The sequence below is a fragment of the Pseudomonas sp. ML2-2023-3 genome, assembly GCF_037055275.1.
GTDB lineage: Bacteria > Pseudomonadota > Gammaproteobacteria > Pseudomonadales > Pseudomonadaceae > Aquipseudomonas.
Map to the genome: position 1 here is coordinate 799,312 of NZ_CP146343.1, position 19,456 is coordinate 818,767.

Annotated in this window: 19 protein-coding genes; 6 read left to right on the forward strand and 13 right to left on the reverse strand. The window is 58.7% G+C overall.

All coding sequences use genetic code 11. The features are described 5' to 3' along the window. Window positions 1-35: 35 nt before the first annotated feature. The 3 genes from sutA to glnK form a co-directional block, all read right to left on the reverse strand. Complete coding sequence (gene sutA / locus V6P94_RS03630) at window positions 36-362, reverse strand: transcriptional regulator SutA (protein ID WP_095027614.1); 327 nt, start codon at window positions 360-362, stop codon at window positions 36-38. Window positions 363-843: 481 nt separating this feature from the next. Continuing rightward, window positions 844-2,181: an ammonium transporter gene (locus tag V6P94_RS03635; protein WP_133075036.1), complete on the reverse strand. Its 1,338-nt coding sequence runs from the start codon at window positions 2,179-2,181 to the stop codon at window positions 844-846. 34 nt (window positions 2,182-2,215) lie between these two features. Next, the gene (gene glnK / locus V6P94_RS03640; protein ID WP_002555808.1) at window positions 2,216-2,554 is read right to left on the reverse strand and encodes a P-II family nitrogen regulator; all 339 of its coding nucleotides are present in this window, start codon (window positions 2,552-2,554) and stop codon (window positions 2,216-2,218) included. A gap of 416 nt (window positions 2,555-2,970) precedes the next feature. Here glnK and V6P94_RS03645 point away from each other — a divergent pair, with 416 nt between their 5' ends. Beyond that, a complete protein-coding gene (locus V6P94_RS03645) occupies window positions 2,971-3,231 on the forward strand; it encodes an accessory factor UbiK family protein (RefSeq protein ID WP_133075037.1) in 261 nt (86 codons plus the stop codon). A gap of 45 nt (window positions 3,232-3,276) precedes the next feature. After that, window positions 3,277-3,705: a VOC family protein gene (locus tag V6P94_RS03650; protein WP_133075038.1), complete on the forward strand. Its 429-nt coding sequence runs from the start codon at window positions 3,277-3,279 to the stop codon at window positions 3,703-3,705. Window position 3,706: 1 nt separating this feature from the next. Here the strand turns inward: V6P94_RS03650 and V6P94_RS03655 are convergent, their stop codons facing one another. Together V6P94_RS03655 and V6P94_RS03660 are read right to left on the reverse strand one after the other, a co-directional pair. Next, window positions 3,707-4,012 (reverse strand): HigA family addiction module antitoxin, encoded by a 306-nt coding sequence (locus tag V6P94_RS03655; protein ID WP_048352553.1) that lies wholly within the window; start codon window positions 4,010-4,012, stop codon window positions 3,707-3,709. Between the two features lie 7 nt (window positions 4,013-4,019). After that, window positions 4,020-4,298, reverse strand: a complete 279-nt coding sequence (locus V6P94_RS03660) for a type II toxin-antitoxin system RelE/ParE family toxin (RefSeq protein ID WP_133075039.1) — start codon at window positions 4,296-4,298, stop codon at window positions 4,020-4,022. Window positions 4,299-4,473: 175 nt separating this feature from the next. Here V6P94_RS03660 and V6P94_RS03665 point away from each other — a divergent pair, with 175 nt between their 5' ends. Continuing rightward, window positions 4,474-5,967: a YifB family Mg chelatase-like AAA ATPase gene (locus V6P94_RS03665; RefSeq protein WP_338649029.1), complete on the forward strand. Its 1,494-nt coding sequence runs from the start codon at window positions 4,474-4,476 to the stop codon at window positions 5,965-5,967. 9 nt (window positions 5,968-5,976) lie between these two features. Here the strand turns inward: V6P94_RS03665 and V6P94_RS03670 are convergent, their stop codons facing one another. Beyond that, window positions 5,977-6,897 carry a LysR substrate-binding domain-containing protein gene (locus tag V6P94_RS03670; RefSeq protein WP_133075041.1) on the reverse strand — a complete coding sequence of 307 codons (921 nt, stop codon included), beginning with the start codon at window positions 6,895-6,897 and terminating at the stop codon, window positions 5,977-5,979. Window positions 6,898-7,049: 152 nt separating this feature from the next. On the opposite strand from V6P94_RS03670, the gene V6P94_RS03675 reads away from it, so the two are divergent. Next, entirely contained in the window at window positions 7,050-8,450 is a 1,401-nt protein-coding gene (locus V6P94_RS03675; RefSeq protein ID WP_133075042.1) for a NorM family multidrug efflux MATE transporter, read from the forward strand. A gap of 146 nt (window positions 8,451-8,596) precedes the next feature. Here the strand turns inward: V6P94_RS03675 and V6P94_RS03680 are convergent, their stop codons facing one another. Further along, entirely contained in the window at window positions 8,597-10,264 is a 1,668-nt protein-coding gene (locus V6P94_RS03680) for a bifunctional diguanylate cyclase/phosphodiesterase (protein WP_133075043.1), read from the reverse strand. Window positions 10,265-10,525: 261 nt separating this feature from the next. On the opposite strand from V6P94_RS03680, the gene rep reads away from it, so the two are divergent. Both rep and V6P94_RS03690 read left to right on the forward strand, forming a co-directional pair. Further along, the gene (gene rep / locus V6P94_RS03685; RefSeq protein ID WP_133075044.1) at window positions 10,526-12,535 is read left to right on the forward strand and encodes a DNA helicase Rep; all 2,010 of its coding nucleotides are present in this window, start codon (window positions 10,526-10,528) and stop codon (window positions 12,533-12,535) included. Window positions 12,536-12,591: 56 nt separating this feature from the next. Next, on the forward strand, window positions 12,592-13,164 hold the full coding sequence (locus V6P94_RS03690; protein WP_133075045.1) for a xanthine phosphoribosyltransferase: 573 nt from the start codon (window positions 12,592-12,594) through the stop codon (window positions 13,162-13,164). Between the two features lie 127 nt (window positions 13,165-13,291). On the opposite strand, the gene V6P94_RS03695 is transcribed toward V6P94_RS03690, so the two are convergent. From V6P94_RS03695 to dadA, 6 genes are all read right to left on the reverse strand, one after another. Further along, window positions 13,292-15,214 carry an acetyl-CoA hydrolase/transferase C-terminal domain-containing protein gene (locus tag V6P94_RS03695; RefSeq protein WP_133075046.1) on the reverse strand — a complete coding sequence of 641 codons (1,923 nt, stop codon included), beginning with the start codon at window positions 15,212-15,214 and terminating at the stop codon, window positions 13,292-13,294. 118 nt (window positions 15,215-15,332) lie between these two features. Further along, window positions 15,333-15,746, reverse strand: coding sequence for a cytochrome c5 family protein (locus tag V6P94_RS03700; RefSeq protein ID WP_133075340.1), 414 nt, complete (start codon window positions 15,744-15,746; stop codon window positions 15,333-15,335). A 181-nt stretch (window positions 15,747-15,927) separates the two neighbouring features. Continuing rightward, complete coding sequence (locus V6P94_RS03705) at window positions 15,928-16,476, reverse strand: cupin domain-containing protein (protein WP_019828220.1); 549 nt, start codon at window positions 16,474-16,476, stop codon at window positions 15,928-15,930. A gap of 127 nt (window positions 16,477-16,603) precedes the next feature. Next, the gene (alr, locus tag V6P94_RS03710) at window positions 16,604-17,677 is read right to left on the reverse strand and encodes an alanine racemase (RefSeq protein ID WP_133075047.1); all 1,074 of its coding nucleotides are present in this window, start codon (window positions 17,675-17,677) and stop codon (window positions 16,604-16,606) included. A gap of 102 nt (window positions 17,678-17,779) precedes the next feature. Then, on the reverse strand, window positions 17,780-18,133 hold the full coding sequence (locus V6P94_RS03715) for a RidA family protein (protein WP_133075048.1): 354 nt from the start codon (window positions 18,131-18,133) through the stop codon (window positions 17,780-17,782). Continuing rightward, entirely contained in the window at window positions 18,105-19,406 is a 1,302-nt protein-coding gene (dadA, locus tag V6P94_RS03720) for a D-amino acid dehydrogenase (RefSeq protein WP_133075049.1), read from the reverse strand. The genes V6P94_RS03715 and dadA overlap by 29 nt, the downstream gene beginning before the upstream one ends. Between the last annotated feature and the right edge of the window lie 50 nt (window positions 19,407-19,456).

Sequence of the window (19,456 nt, forward strand, 5' to 3'; positions counted from 1 at the left end):
ACGGCGGGTTTTTTCTTCAAGCAAACAGCTGTCCCTTAGATAGGACGGCTGCCGTACTTGTTGTCAGGCTTCTTGGGTGGGTCAGCCACCACGTTAGCCTCAACTTCCTGCACTTTGCCGCCTTTGGACAGAAACTCTTCCATGGCGCGAGCCAGAGCATCACGCTCTTTGTTCTTGGCTTCTACACTGGGCAGGTCGTCAACTGACACGGCAGCCTTGGATTTGCCTTTGGCCGCAGGGGCCGGCACATCGTCGCCACCATCGTCGTCTGCAACGTCCTCGGCGGCCGTTTCCAGGCCCTCTTCGGTATCGTCGTCTTCGCCTACTTCGAGGTCATCATTTTCCAGATCGTCGTCGCTCATGTTCTACCCCATGACATACGTAAAGCAGATTAGTTATAGACCAGTTGTGGCAACTGTCGACCACCGCTGGTGAAAAAGTAGCCTTGGGCAAACCGCGGCTTACACCTCTTTATCGTTGTAAGGTGAAGAGGGTTTGACGCACACCGCTATCATCACGGCGCGTGCCTGAATAAACACCTTGCCAGGCGCCCAGTGCCAGATACTCCGGCAGCACGGATCACGGGCCTTGAAAGCGTCGGGAGATCATCCTCGCCTTCGTCGTACTCGAGCATTGTTTCCTGCCCTTGGGCGCGCATTCTAGCGTGCTGAATAAAAAAGCAAAGCAGCTAATAGTCGAGTTGTGTCGCAAGTACGGGTGGCATTCACAAGCGTAGAACTTGGTGAACCCTTTAACCTGTAGGGCAAATCATTCCATTGCCGAGAATATCGTCTTTTTATGAGCAAAAAAAAACCCGGCACGCCGGGTTTTTTATAGGGATATTTACAGGTTGTAGCCGCGCTCGTTGTGCTGAGCCAGGTCGAGGCCCACAGCCTCTTCCTCTTCAGTCACTCGCAGACCCATCACGGCATCCAGCACTTTGAGAATGATGAACGTCACAATCGCGGTGTAGACCACGGTGAAGGCGACGCCTTTGAACTGGATCCAGACTTGGGCCGGGATGTCGGTCACGGTGCCGAAGCCACCCAGTACAGGGGCGGCAAACACGCCAGTCAGGATGGCGCCGACGATGCCGCCGATGCCGTGTACGCCGAACGCATCCAGTGAGTCGTCGTAGCCCAGTTTGCGCTTGAGGCTGGTGGCGCAGAAGAAGCAGATCACGCCAGATGCCAGACCGATCACGACCGAGCCCATTGGGCCTACGGTGCCAGCGGCCGGGGTGATTGCCACCAGGCCTGCGACTACGCCCGAAGCAATACCCAGTGCGCTTGGCTTGCCGTGGGTAATCCACTCGGCAAACATCCAGCCCAGTGCCGCGGCAGCGGTAGCGATCTGAGTGACCAGCATCGCCATGCCGGCAGTGCCGTTGGCGGCCGCTGCGGAGCCGGCGTTAAAGCCGAACCAGCCGATCCACAGCATGGCAGCGCCCATCAGGGTGTAACCCAGGTTGTGCGGAGCCATTGGGGTGGACGGGTAGCCTTTACGCTTGCCAAGCACGATGCACGCGACAAGACCTGCGATACCGGCGTTGATATGCACCACTGTGCCGCCTGCGAAATCGAGGACGCCCCAGTCCCACATCAGGCCGCCGTTACCGCTCCATACCATGTGCGCGATTGGCGCATAGACCAGGGTGAACCACACGCCCATGAAAATCAGCATGGCCGAGAACTTCATGCGCTCGGCAAAGGCACCGACGATCAGCGCCGGGGTGATGATGGCGAAGGTCATCTGGAAGGTAATGAACACGGCTTCCGGGAACAGTGCGGTAGGTGAGGTCAGGCTTTCAGGCGTTACACCCGCCAGGAAGGCTTTGCCGAACCCGCCGATGAACGAATTGAAATTGGTGACGCCCTGCTCCATGCCCGTGGTGTCGAACGTGATGCTGTAGCCATAAATGACCCACAGAATGCTGATCAGACCGGTAATGGCGAAGCACTGCATCATTACGGAAAGAATGTTTTTGGAGCGCACCATGCCGCCGTAGAACAGCGCCAGGCCGGGAATGGTCATGAACAGCACTAAAGCGGTAGCAGTCAGCATCCAGGCGGTATCGCCCGAGTTGAGGACTGGAGCAGCCACTTCGTCTGCCGCCATGGCCAGGCCAGGCATTACGACAGACAGCAGGGCTCCGAGCCCTGCGATTTTACGCAGAGTCATAGTGTTTTCTCCTGGGGCGTTGGGGTTTGGCGGCTTAGATTGCGTCGGTATCGGTTTCGCCGGTACGGATGCGAATAGCCTGTTCCAGATTGACCACGAAAATCTTGCCGTCACCAATCTTGCCGGTGTTGGCAGCCTTGGTTATCGCCTCGATAACCCGATCAAGATCCTTGTCGTCAATGGCGACATCAATCTTCACTTTTGGCAGAAAATCGACCACGTATTCCGCGCCGCGATACAGCTCGGTGTGACCCTTCTGCCGGCCGAAGCCTTTGACCTCAGTAACAGTAATGCCTTGTACGCCGATCTCAGACAGCGATTCGCGCACGTCATCCAACTTGAACGGCTTGATAATGGCGGTGACTAGCTTCATGAAACTTCTCCCGAATTGGTGGACTTGCCCCAGGAAAACAAACCCGGCTCAAGTCTAAGCGCAGTGTCTGGCTTTGTAACGCATCGTCAGCCTTCTTCAGGCTGTACAACGTGTGTAAATCGCTGGTGACGAAAACACTCCCTGAACCACCTGCCGCACTGCCTTCGTCACAGCTACTGCATCAGTGCATGAGTCATATACGCCTAAGCAGAAACCTTGCCATGTCTGGAAAAATCAACAATTACAGCGGTTTAGAAGAAGTTGATGGCTTTTGGCCTGATTTGTCGGGATGTTTGTGCTCGATGATGGTGCGCAGCCTGCAGGGAAGGTGCGCGAAAAACGTGCAGAAAGCCGTCGGCAGTGAGCGCCAACCCCCCGTGATACACTCGCCGCCATCAGTTTTAAGGACTTTATCCATGCTCGCGCCCAAAGATTTTCTCGACGCCCTTGGTGGCCACGCCTCCCGTTTGTTCAGTGGCGAAACCGCGCTGCCGCGCAACGAAATCGAAAGCCAGTTCAAAGCCTTGCTGCAAAGTGGTTTCAGCAAGCTGGATCTGGTGAGCCGCGAAGAGTTCGACAGCCAAATGGTGGTTCTGGCCCGTACCCGTGCTCGTCTTGAATGCCTGGAGGCCAAAGTGGCCGAACTGGAAGCCAGGCTACTGCCGCCGACGCAATAACGCTCGAAGGCGGTGCGTCGATCATTGAAACAAGGATGTTTTAGTATGTTGGTGATGAACCCGCTGGTACCCGAGATGATCGTCTCGGACCTCTCGCGCAGCCTGGGCTTTTACTGTGAAGTGCTCGGATTCAAGATCGAGTACCAGCGCCCGGAGCATTTTTTTGCGTTTTTGTCGTTTCATGGCAGCCAGTTGATGCTGGAACAGGATGACCTTGAAGAGTCTTCCTGGCGTGTCGGGCCGCTGGAGCAGCCGTTTGGTCGCGGCATGAACCTGTCGATCAAATGCCCGGATGCCCAGGGGCTGATCCAGCGCCTTGAAGCCGCGGGTCACAGTTTGCGAAAACCCCTGGAAGAACGCTGGTACCGCAGTAACGACGTGTTGTTCGGCGAGCACAATTTTTTGGTGCTCGACCCCGATGGCTACCTGTTGCGCTTTGCTGAAGATCTGGGCACCAAGGCGCTGGGGGCGTGAATCAGGCGCAGTGATGAATGGGTTCAACCTGCTCGCGAATCGCTGCACCACGTTCAATTTGTGCTTTGCGCAGATCGTAAGTGGTTTGCAGGTTCAGCCAGAACTCAGGCGTCGTTTCAAGGCAAATCGCCAGCCGCAAGGCCATATCGGCACTGACACCACGGCGCTGCAGCACGATATCGTTCACCGTCGGTGTGGACACCTTGAGCGCTCTGGCCAGCGCAGCGGCCGAGAGACTCAGTGGCTCCAGGTATTCCTCTTTGAGGATTTCGCCCGGATGAACCGGGCGCATGCCGTTCTTGATCATGATGACCTCAGTGATAATCAACGATTTCTACCGCTTCAGGGCCATTCGCGCCCCAAATGAAGCAGATTCGCCATTGTGCGTTGATGCGAATGCTGTGCTGGCCTTTGCGGTTGCCGCCCAACGCTTCGAGCCGATTGCCAGGAGGCGACACTAAATCGGCCAGCACGGATGCAGCATCTAGCATCGTTAATTTGCGTTCTACCACATTGATAATGTCTGACCATGCACGGGTCTTGCCACTTCGGAACAGACGTTCAGTTCTGCAGCACTTGAAGTTTATTATCATAATTAATGGATAACGTTATTCATTAATTCTAGAGGGTTGTGCGATTTATGCAACCGCACCTTGGCAGCTCGCCGGTCGTGTTTGCATGCACATTCACATCCCGTATCCATTACACCCCTGCCCTCGGCTCCTGATTCGCGCAGGATGAGTTTTTTGCGAACTCAAGGAATGAGTCATGGCTCTGGCTATCGTTTACAGCCGCGCCCAGGTGGGTGTCGAGGCGCCTGCCGTCATGGTCGAGGCGCATCTGGCCAATGGATTACCCGCGTTAACACTGGTCGGCTTGCCTGAAGCGGCCGTCAAGGAAAGCAAAGACCGGGTGCGCAGCGCGATCCTCAATTGCGGGCTGGATTTCCCGGCCCGGCGAATCACTCTTAATCTGGCGCCCGCCGATCTGCCCAAGGACGGCGGGCGTTTTGATGTGGCCATTGCCCTGGGAATCCTGGCGGCCAGCGGGCAAATACCGGCCGCAGCGTTGGAGCAGGTGGAGTGCCTGGGCGAATTGGCGTTGTCGGGTGCAATCAGGTCTGTCCAGGGCGTTTTGCCAGCGGCGTTGGCGGCCCGTGCTGCGGGACGGGCCCTGGTGGTGCCGCTGGCCAATGCCGAAGAGGCCTGCCTTGCATCCGGGCTTGAAGTGATCGCGGTCGAGCACTTGTTGCAGCTGGTGGCACATTTCGCAGCGCGTGAGGTGATTGAGCCTTATGTCGCCAGCGGTTTATTGCAGTTGAGCAAACCTTATCCTGATCTGATCGATGTCCAGGGGCAGCTTTCGGCAAAGCGGGCGTTATTGATTGCCGCCGCAGGCAGCCACAATCTGTTGTTTTGCGGCCCGCCCGGTACCGGCAAGACCTTGTTGGCCAGCCGCCTGCCCGGGTTGTTGCCGCCGCTCAACGAACAAGAGGCGCTTGAGGTTGCGGCCATTCAGTCGGTGGTCAGCCATGTGCCGCTGAACTGCTGGCCACAGCGCCCGTTTCGTCAGCCTCACCACTCGGCCTCCGGCCCTGCACTGGTGGGGGGCGGCTCAAAGCCACAGCCCGGCGAGATCACGCTGGCGCATCACGGCGTGTTGTTTCTTGATGAGCTTCCCGAGTTTGATCGCAAGGTGCTGGAAGTCCTCAGGGAGCCAATGAAGTCCGGCTTTATCGTGATTGCCCGCGCCCGGGATCGAATGCGCTTTCCGGCGCGCTTCCAACTGGTCGCGGCCATGAACCCCTGCCCCTGTGGATATCTTGGTGAGCCCACAGGCCGCTGCCGTTGTACCCCGGAGCAGATCCAGCGGTATCGCAACAAACTTTCCGGACCGTTGCTCGACCGCATTGATTTGCATCTGACCGTGGCGCGCGAGACCACGTCGCTCAACCCGCCCCTTGCCTCTGGCGATACCACGGCCATCTCGGCGGCATTGGTGGCAGCAGCACGTGAGCGCCAGTTACAGCGTCAGGGGTGTGCCAATGCCTTTCTCGATCTGCCGGGGGTGCGTACACAGTGCCGGCTGAGTGAGGTGGACAACGCCTGGCTGGAGACCGCCTGCGAGCGGATGACGTTGTCGCTGCGGGCGGCACACCGGATATTGAAGGTGGCAAGGACCTTGGCCGATCTGGAGCAGCTGCAAGGCATTGAGCGCAGGCACCTGGCGCAGGCGTTGCAGTATCGGCCGGTAACAGGGTGATAGGCCCGGCTACTTCATTCGCTCCACCTCTGGCAGCTCCATCGCGGCGACTTCATGTTGCAGAAAGTCGCTCAGACGGCGCAGGCGCTCACCACCAGGACGGGTTTTTGGCCAGACCAGATAGTAATTTTCGCCGCTGGCCACGGCGGCCGGGAATGGCAGGCTAAGGCGACCCTGAGCAACGTCTTCGGCAACCATCAGCAAGTCGCCCATGGAGATGCCATACCCCCGGGCGGCAGCGATCATGCCCAGCTCCAGGGTGTCAAAAACCTGCCCGCCCTTGAGTGAAACCTGCCCGCTCAGGCCCATGCAGTCGAGCCAGCGGCGCCAGTCACGGCGATCGGGAGTGGGGTGCAGCAGTTCGGTGGCAGCCAGGCGCGTGACGTCCCAAGGCGTGTCGTCCTGTACGGTGGGCGCGCCGACCGGGATCAGCATCTCGGGAAACAACAGCGTGGCCTCCCAGTCAGGCGGAAAGTGTCCATTGCTCAGCAGTACGGCGCAGTCGAATGGCTCCTGATTGAAGTCCACATTGTCGATGTCCATCCAGGCGCTGGTCAGTTGCACCTCGTTACCGGCCTGCAGGTGACGAAATCGGCTCAGACGGGCCAGTAGCCAACGCATGGTCAGGGTCGAGGGGGCCTTCATGCGCAAGGTGTCATCTTCGGCGCGTAAAGTGGTGCAGGCACGTTCCAGGGCGGCAAAGCCTTCGCGCACACCCGGCAGCAGCAAGCGGGCGGCTTCGGTGAGTTGCAGGCTGCGGCCATTGCGCTGGAACAACCGGCAGGCGAAGTGCGCTTCCAGGGTCTTGATATGTCGGCTGACGGCGCTTTGGGTGATCGACAGCTCTTCTCCCGCTCGGGTAAACGAGCTATGGCGAGCTGCCGCTTCAAAGGCGCGCAAGGCATAAAGAGGAGGAAGGCTACGAGACATTGAGATTGTTCCTATCGTGTCACAGTCGGTGGTGAGAACTATAAGCTTACGCATGAGTTTTAGTCATGCTACGGATCGTTTTTATCCCTTTGCTTAAAACACTCAACGCGCCGAGAATCAGGCCTTTCAACGCACCTATAGAAATCTGACTGATGACCAAACAGCATCCTGCACGTATCGAACTCTGGGCAATCATGCGGCTGGCAGGGCCGCTGATCGCCTCTCAGTTGGCTCACATGCTGATGGTGCTGACCGATACGCTGATGATGGCGCGCCTGAGCCCAGAGGCTCTGGCTGGCGGGAGTCTGGGTGCGGCCAGCTACTCGTTCGTGTCGATTTTTTGCATTGGTGTCATTGCTGCCGTGGGTACGCTGGTGTCGATTCGCCAGGGCGCGGGTGACATTGAAGGCGCGACCCGTCTCACACAGGCGGGTCTGTGGCTGGCCTGGGGGCTGGCGCTGGGGGGCGCGGTGATGCTGTGGAATATCAAGCCGCTGTTGCTGTTGTTCGGCCAGACGCCCACCAACGTTGAGGCCGCTGGCCAGTTCCTGATGCTGTTACCGTTCGCTTTGCCCGGCTACATGACGTTTATGGCCCTGCGCGGTTTTACCAGTGCAATGGGCCGGGCCACGCCAGTGATGGTAATCAGCCTGATCGGCACCGTGGCCAACTTCCTGCTCAATTACGCACTGATTACCGGCATGTTCGGCCTGCCTAAGCTGGGCTTGATGGGCATCGGCCTGGTCACGGCGATTGTGGCGACCTTAATGGCGCTGGGCCTGGCCTGGCATATCCACCGTCATCCGGCCTACGACGCGTATCCGATCAGCAAAGGCCTGTCGCGGATCAATCTGACTTATTTGCGTGAGCTGTGGCGCCTCGGCCTGCCGATTGGCGGTACGTACGCGGTGGAGGTCGGGCTGTTTGCGTTCGCGGCGCTGTGCATGGGCACCATGGGCAGCACGCAACTGGCGGCGCACCAGATTGCGCTGCAAATCGTATCGGTGGCGTTTATGGTGCCGGCGGGCATGTCGTACGCAATCACCATGCGTATTGGTCAGCACTATGGCGGCGGAGACTTGCTGCGGGCGCGCCTGGCGGGCCGGGTCGGGATCGGCTGCGGTGCGGTGATCATGCTGGGCTTCTCTGTGGTGTTCTGGTTCTTGCCGACCCAACTCATCGGTTTGTTCCTGGATTACAACGATCCGGCGTTCCGCCCGGTATTCGAGTTGGCGGTGAGCTTGTTGGCGGTGGCTGCCTGGTTTGAGCTGTTTGATGGAGCACAGACCATCGCGATGGGTGCCATTCGCGGGCTCAAGGATGCCAAGACAACGTTTCTGGTGGGGCTGTTTTGCTATTGGGTGATTGGTGCGCCGATGGCCTGGATGCTGGCGTTTACTTTCGAGTGGGGCCCGACCGGGGTGTGGTGGGGCCTGGCACTGGGCCTGGCCTGTGCCTCGATCAGCCTGACGCTGGCGTTCGAGTGGAAGATGCGGCGCATGATCAAGCAGGAGCGCAAGGCGGCGAAAGTGGCGGGCTTGAGTGCGGCATAACCGCTTGGGAGAGGGTCAGGCTTTTGTGGGCGCGGGCTTGCTCGCGATGCAGGACCCGCGGTCTGTCAGGTAAGCCTGGGTGATGCCATCGCGAGCAAGCCCGCTCCCACAGATAGATCCCACCGTTTCACAGGTTATGTTGTGGGCTAGATCGCCTGCGGCACCTGCTGCTGAGCCCCAAACGTCAAGTATTCCACCAGATCCGCCAGCGGCAGCGGTTTGCTGATGAAGTAACCCTGTACCTGATCGCAGCCAAAGTCGCGCAAAAGGGCAAGTTGTTCAGGGGTTTCGACGCCTTCGGCGACTACTTCCAGCTTCAGGTTATGGGCCAGGTTGATCATGGCGTGGACCAGCTTGCGGTTCTCTTCGCGGCCTTCCATGCCGCCAACAAAGCTTTTGTCGATCTTGAGCAGCGCAATCGGCAGGCTGTTGAGATGCACAAACGATGAGAACCCCGTACCAAAATCATCCAGCGAAAAACGCACGCCGAGTCTGCCCAGTGCATCCATCGTCTGCTTGACCAGGTCACTGCGCCGCATCACGGCTGTTTCTGTCAGTTCGAATTCCAGCCATTGCGCTTCAACACCGCGCTCGATGATCAAGCGGCTGAGGGTCGAGAGCAACTGGCTGTCCTGAAACTGGCGAAACGACAGGTTGACCGCCATGTGCAACGGTTCCAGCCCGCGTTCACGCAGCGACTGCATATCGCGAAGAGCCCGGGAGATGACCCAGTAACCCAGCGGTACAATCAGCCCGCTCTGCTCTGCAAGAGGCACAAACTCACTGGGCGCCAGCAGGCCACGCTCGGCGTGGCGCCAGCGTACCAGCGCCTCCAACCCGACGATCTGCCCCGTGCCCAGATCCAGGCGCGGCTGGTAATGCAGTTCCAGTTCATCGCGGCGCAGGGCGCGGCGAAGCTCGCTTTCGAGGTCGGCCAGGCTGCGGGCATTGCGATTGATGCGTTCGTTGAAGACGTGGAAGGTGCAGCCCTGGGTGCTTTTGGCCTGCTGCATGGCGATATGCGCGTGCCACATCAGCGGGTCGGCCCCGGCGTTGGCCCGCGCATGGGCGATGCCCAGGCTGCAGCCAATCAGCAGGCTTTCGCCGTCGACCCAGTAGGGCTCAGCCATCACCTCGGTGATCCGCTCGGCCATCCACTCGGCACGCTCGGGCGCACGATGGGTATTGATCAAGAGCGCGAACTCGTCGCTTCCCAGCCTCGCCAACTGGTCGCCGGCTTCGAGCTGGCTTTTGAGGCGCGCCACCACCTGCAGGATCAGGCGATCGCCAGCCTGATGGCCCAGTGCATCGTTGGCGTGGCGAAAGTTGTCCAGGTCCAGATGGCCGAGGGCGATGCCGCGACCGTCACTTTCGGCCAGGCGCACTGCCAGCAGGGTCTGGAAGCCCTGACGGTTGGCGATGCCGGTCAGCGGGTCTTCTTCGGCCAGACGTTGCAGCGTGTGCTCGAGCACGCCGCGTTCGCGTACATGGCGCAGGCAACGGCGCAGGACATCGGGAGTCAGGCTGGTGCTGACCAGCCAGTCGCTGACACCCCGGGGTGACGTTGCAGGTTCGGTGTCGAGCAGCAAAACCGTGGGCAAGCGGCAGCGGCCCGCTGAAGGCTGCAGGTCCGCCGTGGTCAGGAGCAGCGCATTGCGATCGTTCTCGAACAGATGGCTGACAGATTCCCAGCTCGGCGCGGCTATCATGACGGCCGCAGTTCCCATGGGCGCCAGACATTCACGTAATAACGTTGCCCATGATGGCTCTTCGGCCAATAGCAGTAAACGCAAGGGTTCGACAGGCGTAGACAAGCTAGCTCCCTAGACTCTGCAAAAATTCGGGCGGTGGGCATTATGACGTGCCAGCAACCAATGGCAATGACACTGGTTATCAAATACGTATTTGCTGTATTAATCCTACGGTAGCTGCAAATACTCATGGCATCCTGCGCGAAAGTAACAAAAGCGGCAAATTAAGATGATGTGGCATGTCACACCGTCGCACAGAGGCAGCAATATTTGCTCAGCCTGTTAAAATGCCCGCCCTTTTTACACACGACCCCTGATCTCGTCATGTCCCGACTCAATCCCCGGCAGCAAGAAGCCGTGAGCTATGTCGGCGGCCCTCTATTGGTGCTCGCCGGCGCGGGCTCCGGCAAAACCAGCGTGATTACCCGCAAAATCGCGCACCTGATCCAGAACTGTGGCATCCGTGCCCAGTACATCGTCGCCATGACGTTTACCAATAAAGCCGCCCGCGAGATGAAAGAGCGTGTCGGCACCCTGCTTAAAAAGGGTGAAGGTCGTGGCTTGACGGTGTGCACGTTCCACAACCTGGGGCTGAACATTATCCGCAAGGAGCATGCGCGGCTGGGTTACAAGCCGGGTTTCTCGATCTTTGACGAAGCTGACGTCAAAGCGCTGATGACCGACATCATGCAGAAGGAATACTCGGGCGACGACGGGGTCGACGAAATCAAGAACATGATCGGCTCGTGGAAAAACGACCTGATCCTGCCGCCCCAGGCGCTGGAAAATGCGCGCAACCCCAAGGAGCAGACGGCAGCCATCGTCTACACCCACTACCAGCGCACGCTCAAGGCCTACAACGCAGTGGACTTTGACGACCTGATCCTGCTGCCGGTGAAGTTGTTCGAAGAGCACGCCGACATTCTTGAGAAGTGGCAGAACAAAGTTCGTTACCTGTTGGTGGATGAATATCAGGACACCAACGCCAGCCAGTACCTGCTGGTCAAATACCTGATCGGCAAGCGCAATCAGTTCACCGTGGTCGGTGACGACGACCAGTCGATCTACGCCTGGCGCGGCGCCCGTCCTGAAAACCTGATGTTGCTCAAGGACGATTACCCGTCCTTGAAAGTGGTGATGCTGGAGCAAAACTATCGCTCCACCAGCCGTATCCTGCGCTGCGCCAACATCCTGATTGCCAACAATCCGCACGAGTTCGAGAAGCAATTGTGGAGCGAGATGGGCCACGGCGACGAAGTGCGGGTGATTCGCTGTCGCAACGAAGACGCCGAAGCCGAGCGCGTAGCCGTCGAGATTCTGACCCTGCACCTGCGCACCGACCGGCCGTACAGCGACTTTGCGATTCTGTACCGCGGTAACTATCAGGCCAAATTGATCGAGTTGAAGCTGCAACACCATCAGATTCCCTATCGTCTGTCGGGTGGTAACAGCTTCTTCGGGCGTCAGGAAGTAAAAGACCTGATGGCGTATTTCCGTCTGATTGTGAACCCGGATGACGACAACGCCTTCCTGCGCGTGATCAACGTCCCGCGTCGCGAGATCGGTTCGACCACGCTGGAAAAGCTGGGTAACTACGCGACCGAACGCAAAATCTCGATGTATGCCGCCACCGATGAAATCGGCCTGGGTGAGCATCTGGATGCCCGCTTTACTGATCGCCTGGGACGCTTCAAGCGTTTTATGGACCGTGTGCGTCAACAATGCTCAGGCGAAGACCCGATCTCTGCACTGCGCAGCATGATCATGGACATCGACTACGAGAACTGGCTGCGCACCAACAGCTCCAGTGAAAAGGCGGCGGACTACCGCATGTCCAACGTCTGGTTCCTGGTCGAGGCGTTGAAAAACACCCTCGAGAAAGACGAAGACGGTGCCATGACTATCGAGGAAGCCATTGGCAAGCTGGTGTTGCGCGACATGCTTGAGCGCCAGCAGGAAGAGGAAGACGGTGCCGAAGGCGTGCAGATGATGACGTTGCACGCGTCGAAGGGCCTGGAGTTTCCTTACGTATTCATCATGGGCATGGAAGAAGAAATCCTGCCGCACCGCTCCAGCATTGAAGCGGACACCATTGAAGAAGAACGGCGTCTGGCCTACGTGGGTATTACCCGTGCCCGTGAGACGCTGGCGTTTACCTTCGCCGCCAAGCGCAAGCAATACGGCGAGATCATCGATTGTGCGCCGAGTCGCTTCCTCGATGAGTTGCCCCCGGACGATCTGGCCTGGGAAGGCAACGACGATACCCCCACCGAAGTGAAGGCGGTTCGCGGAAATACGGCATTGGCCGATATACGCGCGATGCTAAAACGCTAGAATTGACTATTTTTTACTCTACCTTCAGCGCATAAGCGCTATTTGAGGACGTTACGTTGGAAGCACTGCACAAGAAAATTCGCGAAGAAGGCATCGTGCTTTCCGATCAGGTTTTGAAGGTCGACGCCTTCTTGAATCATCAGATCGACCCTCAGTTGATGAAAGAAATCGGCGACGAATTCGCGCGTTTGTTCAAGGATTCGGGCATTACCAAGATCGTCACCATTGAAGCGTCGGGTATTGCTCCTGCCGTGATGACTGGCTTGAACTTGGGTGTACCTGTGATTTTTGCGCGTAAGCACCAGTCCCTGACCCTGACTGAAAACCTGTTGTCGGCCACGGTGTACTCGTTCACCAAGCAGACAGAAAGCACTGTTGCGATCTCCCCGCGTCACCTGCAAAGCAGCGACCGCGTGTTGGTCATCGACGACTTCCTGGCCAACGGCAAAGCCTCGCAGGCACTGATTTCGATCATCAAGCAAGCGGGCGCTACCGTTGCCGGTCTTGGCATCGTGATCGAGAAGTCGTTTCAGGGCGGCCGTGCCGAACTGGACGCACAGGGCTATCGCGTCGAGTCCCTGGCCCGGGTTCAATCCCTGGCTGGCGGTAAAGTGACCTTTATCGAGTAATACCTCGACCACCCTGCCCGGGCTTGCTCAGCCCCGTAGTCGCTGCCGAAGGCTGCGAGCTTTTTATCGGGGCTGACCAACATCAAAAGCTCGCAGCCTTCGGCAGCGACTACGGGCCGTGTCGGGTTTAGCGCCTCGTTGCCTGCAGCCCTGCCAGCAGCAAGCGCTGATAAAGCTCCTCGCGCAGTCCGTCCGGTTCGGCGAGGTGCATACGCTCCAGGTGTTCGGGATATGCCTGCGGCGAGGGCGCGTCCAGTGTGGCTTTGCCCAGCTGGTAAATTTGCGTGAGCTTGAATTTGCTCTTGAGCCAGTTCAGCGCTCGCAGCAGGTCTTGCTCCTGCGCGCTGAAATCACTGCCCAACGGGTACTCGGGGAACAAGTGCGAGTGCCTGGCGGCAATGGCCTGCAAGCGTTCCGGGCTGTTATCGGCAAACCGTGGGTCCAGGCAAAAGTCCTTGGGCAGTTTGCCGATTTGCTGCGCCTGCGCTATCAGCTCGGTCTGGAAGCGCGAGTCGGTGATGTTGAGCAGGGCTTCGATGACGTTGCGATCGGTTTTGCCGCGTAAATCGGCGATCCCGTATTCGGTGACCACGATGTCGCGCAAGTGTCGCGGGATGGTGCAGTGGCCGTACTCCCAGACGATATTGGAACTCACCTCGCCTCCCGATTCGCGCCAGCTGCGCAGCATGATGACCGAGCGTGCGTCATGCAGCGCATGGCCCTGGGCGACGAAGTTGTATTGCCCGCCTACCCCGCTGAGCACCCGCCCGTCTTCCAGTTGATCGGCCACGGCGGCACCGAGCAAGGTGGCGGTAAAGGCACTGTTTACGAACCTCGCATCGCGCCGTTGCAGGCGCTTCAAATCTTCCTGGCCATACAGCTCGTTGATGTAGCTGATGGCAGTCATGTTGAATTCGCTGAGCTTGCTGTGGGGCAGGTCTCGCAGTCGCTGGTAAAGCTCCTGCGGGCCAAGGATGAAGCCCCCGTGGATGCTCACGCCGTCGCTTTGCAGGCTTTCGTCCAGGGTCCCTGCGTTGGCCTGTGCTTGCCGTTCGGCATCGGGATAGACCTTGCGCCGCACAATCCCGGCATCGGCCAGCACCATCAGTCCGTGGACAAACATTTCGCTGCAACCATACAAGCCCCGGGCGAACGGCTCGATACCGCCCTGCTGTTCAATCAGCGTGTGCCAGGGCGTGATGTCGATCTCGTTGAGCAGGGCGCGATAGTCGTCATTGTTGCCCTGGCGCGCCAGCAAGGCGGCACTCAGGGCGTCGCCCATCGAGCCAATGCCAATCTGCAGGGTGCCGCCATCCCGTATCAGGGTACTGGCATGTAAACCGATAAGGTGATCTTGCAGGCTTACCGGCATGTTGGGGGTAGAAAACAGCGTAGTGCGCTCATCTTCGTCGATCAGGAGGTCAAAATCCTCAACGTCAAGTTCCGAGTCGCCGGGCATGTAGGGCAGGTCGCTGTGGACCTGGCCGAGCATCAAAATGGTTTCGCCCTCGGCTCGCCGCTTGGCAATCATGGGCAATAAATCGAGGGTGATGTCGGGGTTGCAGCTCAAGCTCAGGCGCCGTGCATCCTGAGGGTTGCGGGCAACCATCTGCGCCACCAGGTTCAGGCCGCCAGCATTGATATCTCGTGCCGCGTGGCTGTAGTTGCTGCTGACATAATCCTGCTGGGCTGGGGGGCTGTTGAGCAAACTCCCCGGCTGCATGAAGAATTGCTCGACGACTATATTGCCGGGCAGGCTGTTGCGATGCAGGTCGGCCAGGTAGTCCAGTTCGATGTAGTCGCCAAATACCCGCTCGACAAAAGGCTCCAGAAACAGCCGCTGCAAACCATCCCCAAGCGGCGGGCGACCAAGGCTCAGGGCGGTGTAGATCGTGAGCCGGCGCTCGGGTAACAGTTTGATCCGCTGATACAGCGCGTTGACGAACCGGTTGGCCTTGCCCAGCCCCAGCGGCAGGCCCAGGTGAATATGCATGGGTAGTCGCGCCAGGACATCATCGACTGCGCGCTCGATCGAACAGGACTGCACCATCTGACCCCTCCTTATCAATCCTTGAATATAGACGTGATAGACATCAGGGGGGGCTGACTGACTCAAATCCCGGGCACAAAAAAGCCGCCCATCAGCGGCTTTTTCAGAGAGGTGCGGTTTACTTCAAACCGGACATCTTCTCGATGGCGCCTTTAAGGTCTTCATCGGAGCACGTCATGCAGGTGCCTTTAGGCGGCATGGCGTTGATACCGGTGATGGCCTTGGCCAGGATGCCATCAAGACCGCCCTGGTGATCAGCGCGCTCTTTCCAGGCTGCGGTGTCACCGATTTTCGGTGCGCCCAACAGGCCGGTGCCGTGGCATGCGCTGCAATGCTTGGCAATGATGTCGTCGGGGGTCATGCCGCCGCCACCGCCCACAGAGGCAGTCACTTCCATGCCTTTGCATTCTTGCCCTTGAACACAGACTTTACCGACTGGCTCAAGACGTTTTGCGATGTCATCGTTCGTTGTTGCCTGAGCGCTGACTGCCCAAAGGGCCATTACTGTTGCTGGTACGGCCAGCATTTTCATAATTAGGTTCACGCGTACACCCTCAATGGTGGCTAGTCACGCCCACAACCACGGTTTCGCGGGCGGGCGAAAGTATAACGGTTAGCCCGCCACTCTGAAACAACCCTAAAGACAAAGGGGGAATAGAGCTGGCGAAATGCATCTTCGGGTGCCTCTGCAAGCAGGCAGGGCGCCTCTGTTCTTAGAAGTTCGCCGGGGTGGCTGCGCTGATTAGTCGCGCCGCAACGTCGAACGGATTACGGAAACGGTGTGGCTTTGAGCTTTCGAAATAGTAGCTGTCACCAGCTTCGAGCACGAAGGTTTCAAGCCCCACGATTAACTCTAGGCGACCTTCCACTAAAATCCCGGTTTCTTCGCCTTCATGGGTCAGCATTTCGTCCCCGGTATCGGCACCCGGTGGATAAATCTCGTTGAGAAAGGCGATGGCCCGGCTTGGATGTGCCTTGCCGACCAGTTTCATGGTCACGGCGCCATCGGAAATGTCGATCAGCTCGTTGGCTTTGTACACAATCTGAGTCGGGTTTTCTTGAAGGATCTCTTCGGAAAAAAACTCGACCATGGACATGGGGATGCCACTCAGCACTTTTCTCAGGGAGCTTATGGACGGGCTCACGCTGTTCTTTTCGATCATCGAAATGGTGCTGTTGGTGACGCCCGCGCGCTTGGCGAGTTCACGTTGTGACAGGCCTTTCAGTTTGCGGATGGATTGCAGTCGTTCACCGACGTCCAATGCGGGAGCCTCCTAGGGGTCAGATTCAGGTCGAGAAGTCGCCATCATGGCGATAGCGTTCAGTATTTACAACACTTCGACTTCAAACCTGGGTGCCCATCAGCCCCCGCACTTTGGATACAACCGATCAGCTCCCGGAATAGAGGCGTGGCGCTCGTTTCAGGTTGCAGAAAATCTGGTAAGGAATGGTGTCTGCCTTGGCTGCCACTTCACTGGCGAGGATGTTTTTGCCCCACAGCTCCACTGTCGAACCCAGGCCTGCCTGCGGCACATCGGTGAGATCGATGCACAGCATGTCCATCGACACACGGCCCAGCAATTGGCTGCGTACACCGGCCACCAACACGGGCGTACCGGTGGGGGCCTGACGCGGATAGCCGTCGGCATACCCCATGGCGACCACGCCAATGCGCATCGGCTTCGGGGTAATGAATTTGGCGCCGTAGCCCACGGGCTCACCGGCGGGCAGTTCGCGGACGTTAATCACCTTGGATTCCAGTGTCATCACCGGCTGCAGGCGTGATGCAGTGGCCTGGGGTTCGTCAAATGGCGAGGTGCCATACAGCATCAGGCCCGGGCGCACCCAGTCGCTTGGCACGCGTGGCCAGCCGAGTACAGCCGGCGAGTTACGCAAGCTGATTTCTGCGGTCAAGTCGGCGCGAGCGCCCAGGAACACAGCGACTTGCTCCACGCTTCGGGTGCAATCGAGCTCATCGGCGCGGGCAAAGTGGCTCATCAGCACGATTTTCGCCACATTGGCACTGGCCTGCAGACGCTGGTATGCAGGCTTGTAATCATTGGGGTGCAAACCGACGCGGTGCATGCCGCTGTCCAGTTTCAGCCACACGTGGATCGGTTTGGCGAGTCTGGCCTGCTCGATGGCATCGAGCTGCCACAGCGAATGCACCACGCACCAAAAGTCGTGTTCGACGATCAGTGGCAGTTCATCGGCTTCAAAAAAACCTTCGAGCAGCAGGATGGGCGCGCCAATACCGGCGGCGCGCAGTTCCAGTGCTTCTTCAATACAGGCGACGGCAAAACCGTCGGCTTCAGCCTCAAGGGCCTGGGCGCAGCGCACGGCTCCGTGGCCGTAGGCATCGGCCTTGATCACAGCGAGGGCTTTGGCCCCCGTGACTTCACGGGCCAGTTGGTAATTGTGACGCAGGGCTTGGAGGTCGATCAGGGCACGGGCTGGGCGCATGGCGGCGGGCTTCTAACGGCTGTTGAATAAAAAAACCGGCGCTGACCCGCGGCGTTAACCGCGTGCCGCGCCGGAAGAGGGACTGTTACTTGATCGAAAAACCTAGGGCAGTGCTGCCACAACAGACAATTCGACCAGGATTTCAGGTTCGCACAACTTGGCTTCGACGGTAGCGCGGGCCGGTGCAACGCCTTTAGGCAGCCACTGATCCCAGACGCTGTTCATGCCGGTAAAGTCGGCATCAATGTCTTTGAGGTAGATGGTTACCGACAGGATGTTGCTTTTGTCGGTACCCGCCAGGTCCAGCAAGTGCTCGATGTTGGCCAGTGTTTCACGGGTTTGCTGCTCAATCCCGGCGTTCATGTCGTCACCGACTTGACCAGACAGGTAAACAGTACCGTTATGGGCAACGATCTGGCTCATGCGTTCATTGGTGAGCTGGCGCTGGATTGCCATGTTTTGCAGTCTCCTGGTGGTTGCCGTAGCGGGAAATATCAAGGCCTTCGGCGCTGATTTGTGGTGTCTTCCTGGCCATCACATCCGCAAGGAAGCGACCGGAGCCGCAGGCCATGGTCCAACCGAGCGTGCCATGACCGGTGTTCAGGAACAGGTTTTTGAACGGGGTCGCACCCACAATCGGCGTGCCGTCCGGCGTAGTAGGACGCAAGCCGGTCCAGAAGCTGGCCTGGCTCAAGTCACCGCCCTGAGGATAAAGGTCGTTGACGATCATCTCCAGGGTTTCGCGTCGGCGCGGGTTCAGCGACAGATCGAAGCCGGCGATTTCAGCCATGCCGCCAACACGGATACGGTTGTCGAAACGGGTGATCGCGACCTTGTAGGTCTCGTCGAGAATAGTCGACGTCGGGGCCATGTCCGGATTGGTGATCGGGATGGTCAGCGAGTAACCCTTGAGCGGGTAAACCGGGGCCTTGATGCCCAGCGGCTTGAGCATCTGCGGCGAGTAGCTGCCGAGTGCCAGCACGTAGCGATCAGCGGTTTCGAGCTTGCCGTCGATCATTACGCCATTGATGCGGTCGCCTGCGTAGTCCAGACGCTGGATGTCTTGACCGAAGCGGAATTCAACACCCAGGTTCTTGGCCATTTCGGCCAGGCGGGTGGTAAACATCTGACAGTCGCCGGTCTGGTCATTGGGCAGACGCAGGGCGCCGGCCAGAATGTCGGTCACGTTGGCCAGTGCGGGTTCAACCCGGGCGATACCTGCACGGTCGAGCAGTTCGAACGGAACGCCGGATTCCTTGAGAACCGCGATGTCCTTGGCCGCGCCATCCAGTTGGGCCTGGGTGCGGAACAATTGAGTGGTGCCCAGGTTGCGAGCCTCGTAGGCGATACCGGTTTCGGCGCGCAGTTCGTCGAGGCAATCACGGCTGTACTCGGACAGGCGAACCATGCGCTCCTTGTTCACGGCATAGCGGCTGGCGGTGCAATTGCGCAGCATTTGCGCCATCCACAGGTATTGGTCGATGTTGGCAGTGGCCTTGATTGCCAGGGGCGCGTGGCGCTCCAGCAGCCATTTGATTGCCTTCAGCGGCACGCCCGGCGCTGCCCACGGGGAAGCGTAGCCTGGCGACACCTGGCCGGCGTTGGCAAAGCTGGTTTCCATTGCAACGGCTGGCTGACGGTCAACGACGACCACATCGAAACCGGCTCGGGCCAGATAATAGGCGCTGGCAGTACCAATAACGCCGCCACCCAATACCATAACTCGCATATTCATATCCCTCATCGCGGCCAGCCGCAGACGTTTATTGTTCAGAGCGA

Bases quoted from the DNA above. Each gene is read 5' to 3' on its own strand.
- V6P94_RS03700 (WP_133075340.1), bottom strand. From the start codon at position 15,746: ATGAAAATGCTGGCCGTACCAGCAACAGTAATGGCCCTTTGGGCAGTC.
- sutA (WP_095027614.1), bottom strand. From the start codon at position 362: ATGAGCGACGACGATCTGGAAAATGATGACCTCGAAGTAGGCGAAGAC.
- V6P94_RS03660 (WP_133075039.1), bottom strand. From the start codon at position 4,298: ATGATAATAAACTTCAAGTGCTGCAGAACTGAACGTCTGTTCCGAAGT.
- V6P94_RS03655 (WP_048352553.1), bottom strand. From the start codon at position 4,012: ATGATCAAGAACGGCATGCGCCCGGTTCATCCGGGCGAAATCCTCAAA.
- V6P94_RS03695 (WP_133075046.1), bottom strand. From the start codon at position 15,214: ATGGTGCAGTCCTGTTCGATCGAGCGCGCAGTCGATGATGTCCTGGCG.
- dadA (WP_133075049.1), bottom strand. From the start codon at position 19,406: ATGCGAGTTATGGTATTGGGTGGCGGCGTTATTGGTACTGCCAGCGCC.
- glnK (WP_002555808.1), bottom strand. From the start codon at position 2,554: ATGAAGCTAGTCACCGCCATTATCAAGCCGTTCAAGTTGGATGACGTG.
- V6P94_RS03645 (WP_133075037.1), top strand. From the start codon at position 2,971: ATGCTCGCGCCCAAAGATTTTCTCGACGCCCTTGGTGGCCACGCCTCC.
- V6P94_RS03635 (WP_133075036.1), bottom strand. From the start codon at position 2,181: ATGACTCTGCGTAAAATCGCAGGGCTCGGAGCCCTGCTGTCTGTCGTA.
- alr (WP_133075047.1), bottom strand. From the start codon at position 17,677: ATGCGCCCAGCCCGTGCCCTGATCGACCTCCAAGCCCTGCGTCACAAT.
- V6P94_RS03675 (WP_133075042.1), top strand. From the start codon at position 7,050: ATGACCAAACAGCATCCTGCACGTATCGAACTCTGGGCAATCATGCGG.
- V6P94_RS03715 (WP_133075048.1), bottom strand. From the start codon at position 18,133: ATGGCAATCCAGCGCCAGCTCACCAATGAACGCATGAGCCAGATCGTT.
- V6P94_RS03650 (WP_133075038.1), top strand. From the start codon at position 3,277: ATGTTGGTGATGAACCCGCTGGTACCCGAGATGATCGTCTCGGACCTC.
- V6P94_RS03670 (WP_133075041.1), bottom strand. From the start codon at position 6,897: ATGTCTCGTAGCCTTCCTCCTCTTTATGCCTTGCGCGCCTTTGAAGCG.
- V6P94_RS03665 (WP_338649029.1), top strand. From the start codon at position 4,474: ATGGCTCTGGCTATCGTTTACAGCCGCGCCCAGGTGGGTGTCGAGGCG.
- rep (WP_133075044.1), top strand. From the start codon at position 10,526: ATGTCCCGACTCAATCCCCGGCAGCAAGAAGCCGTGAGCTATGTCGGC.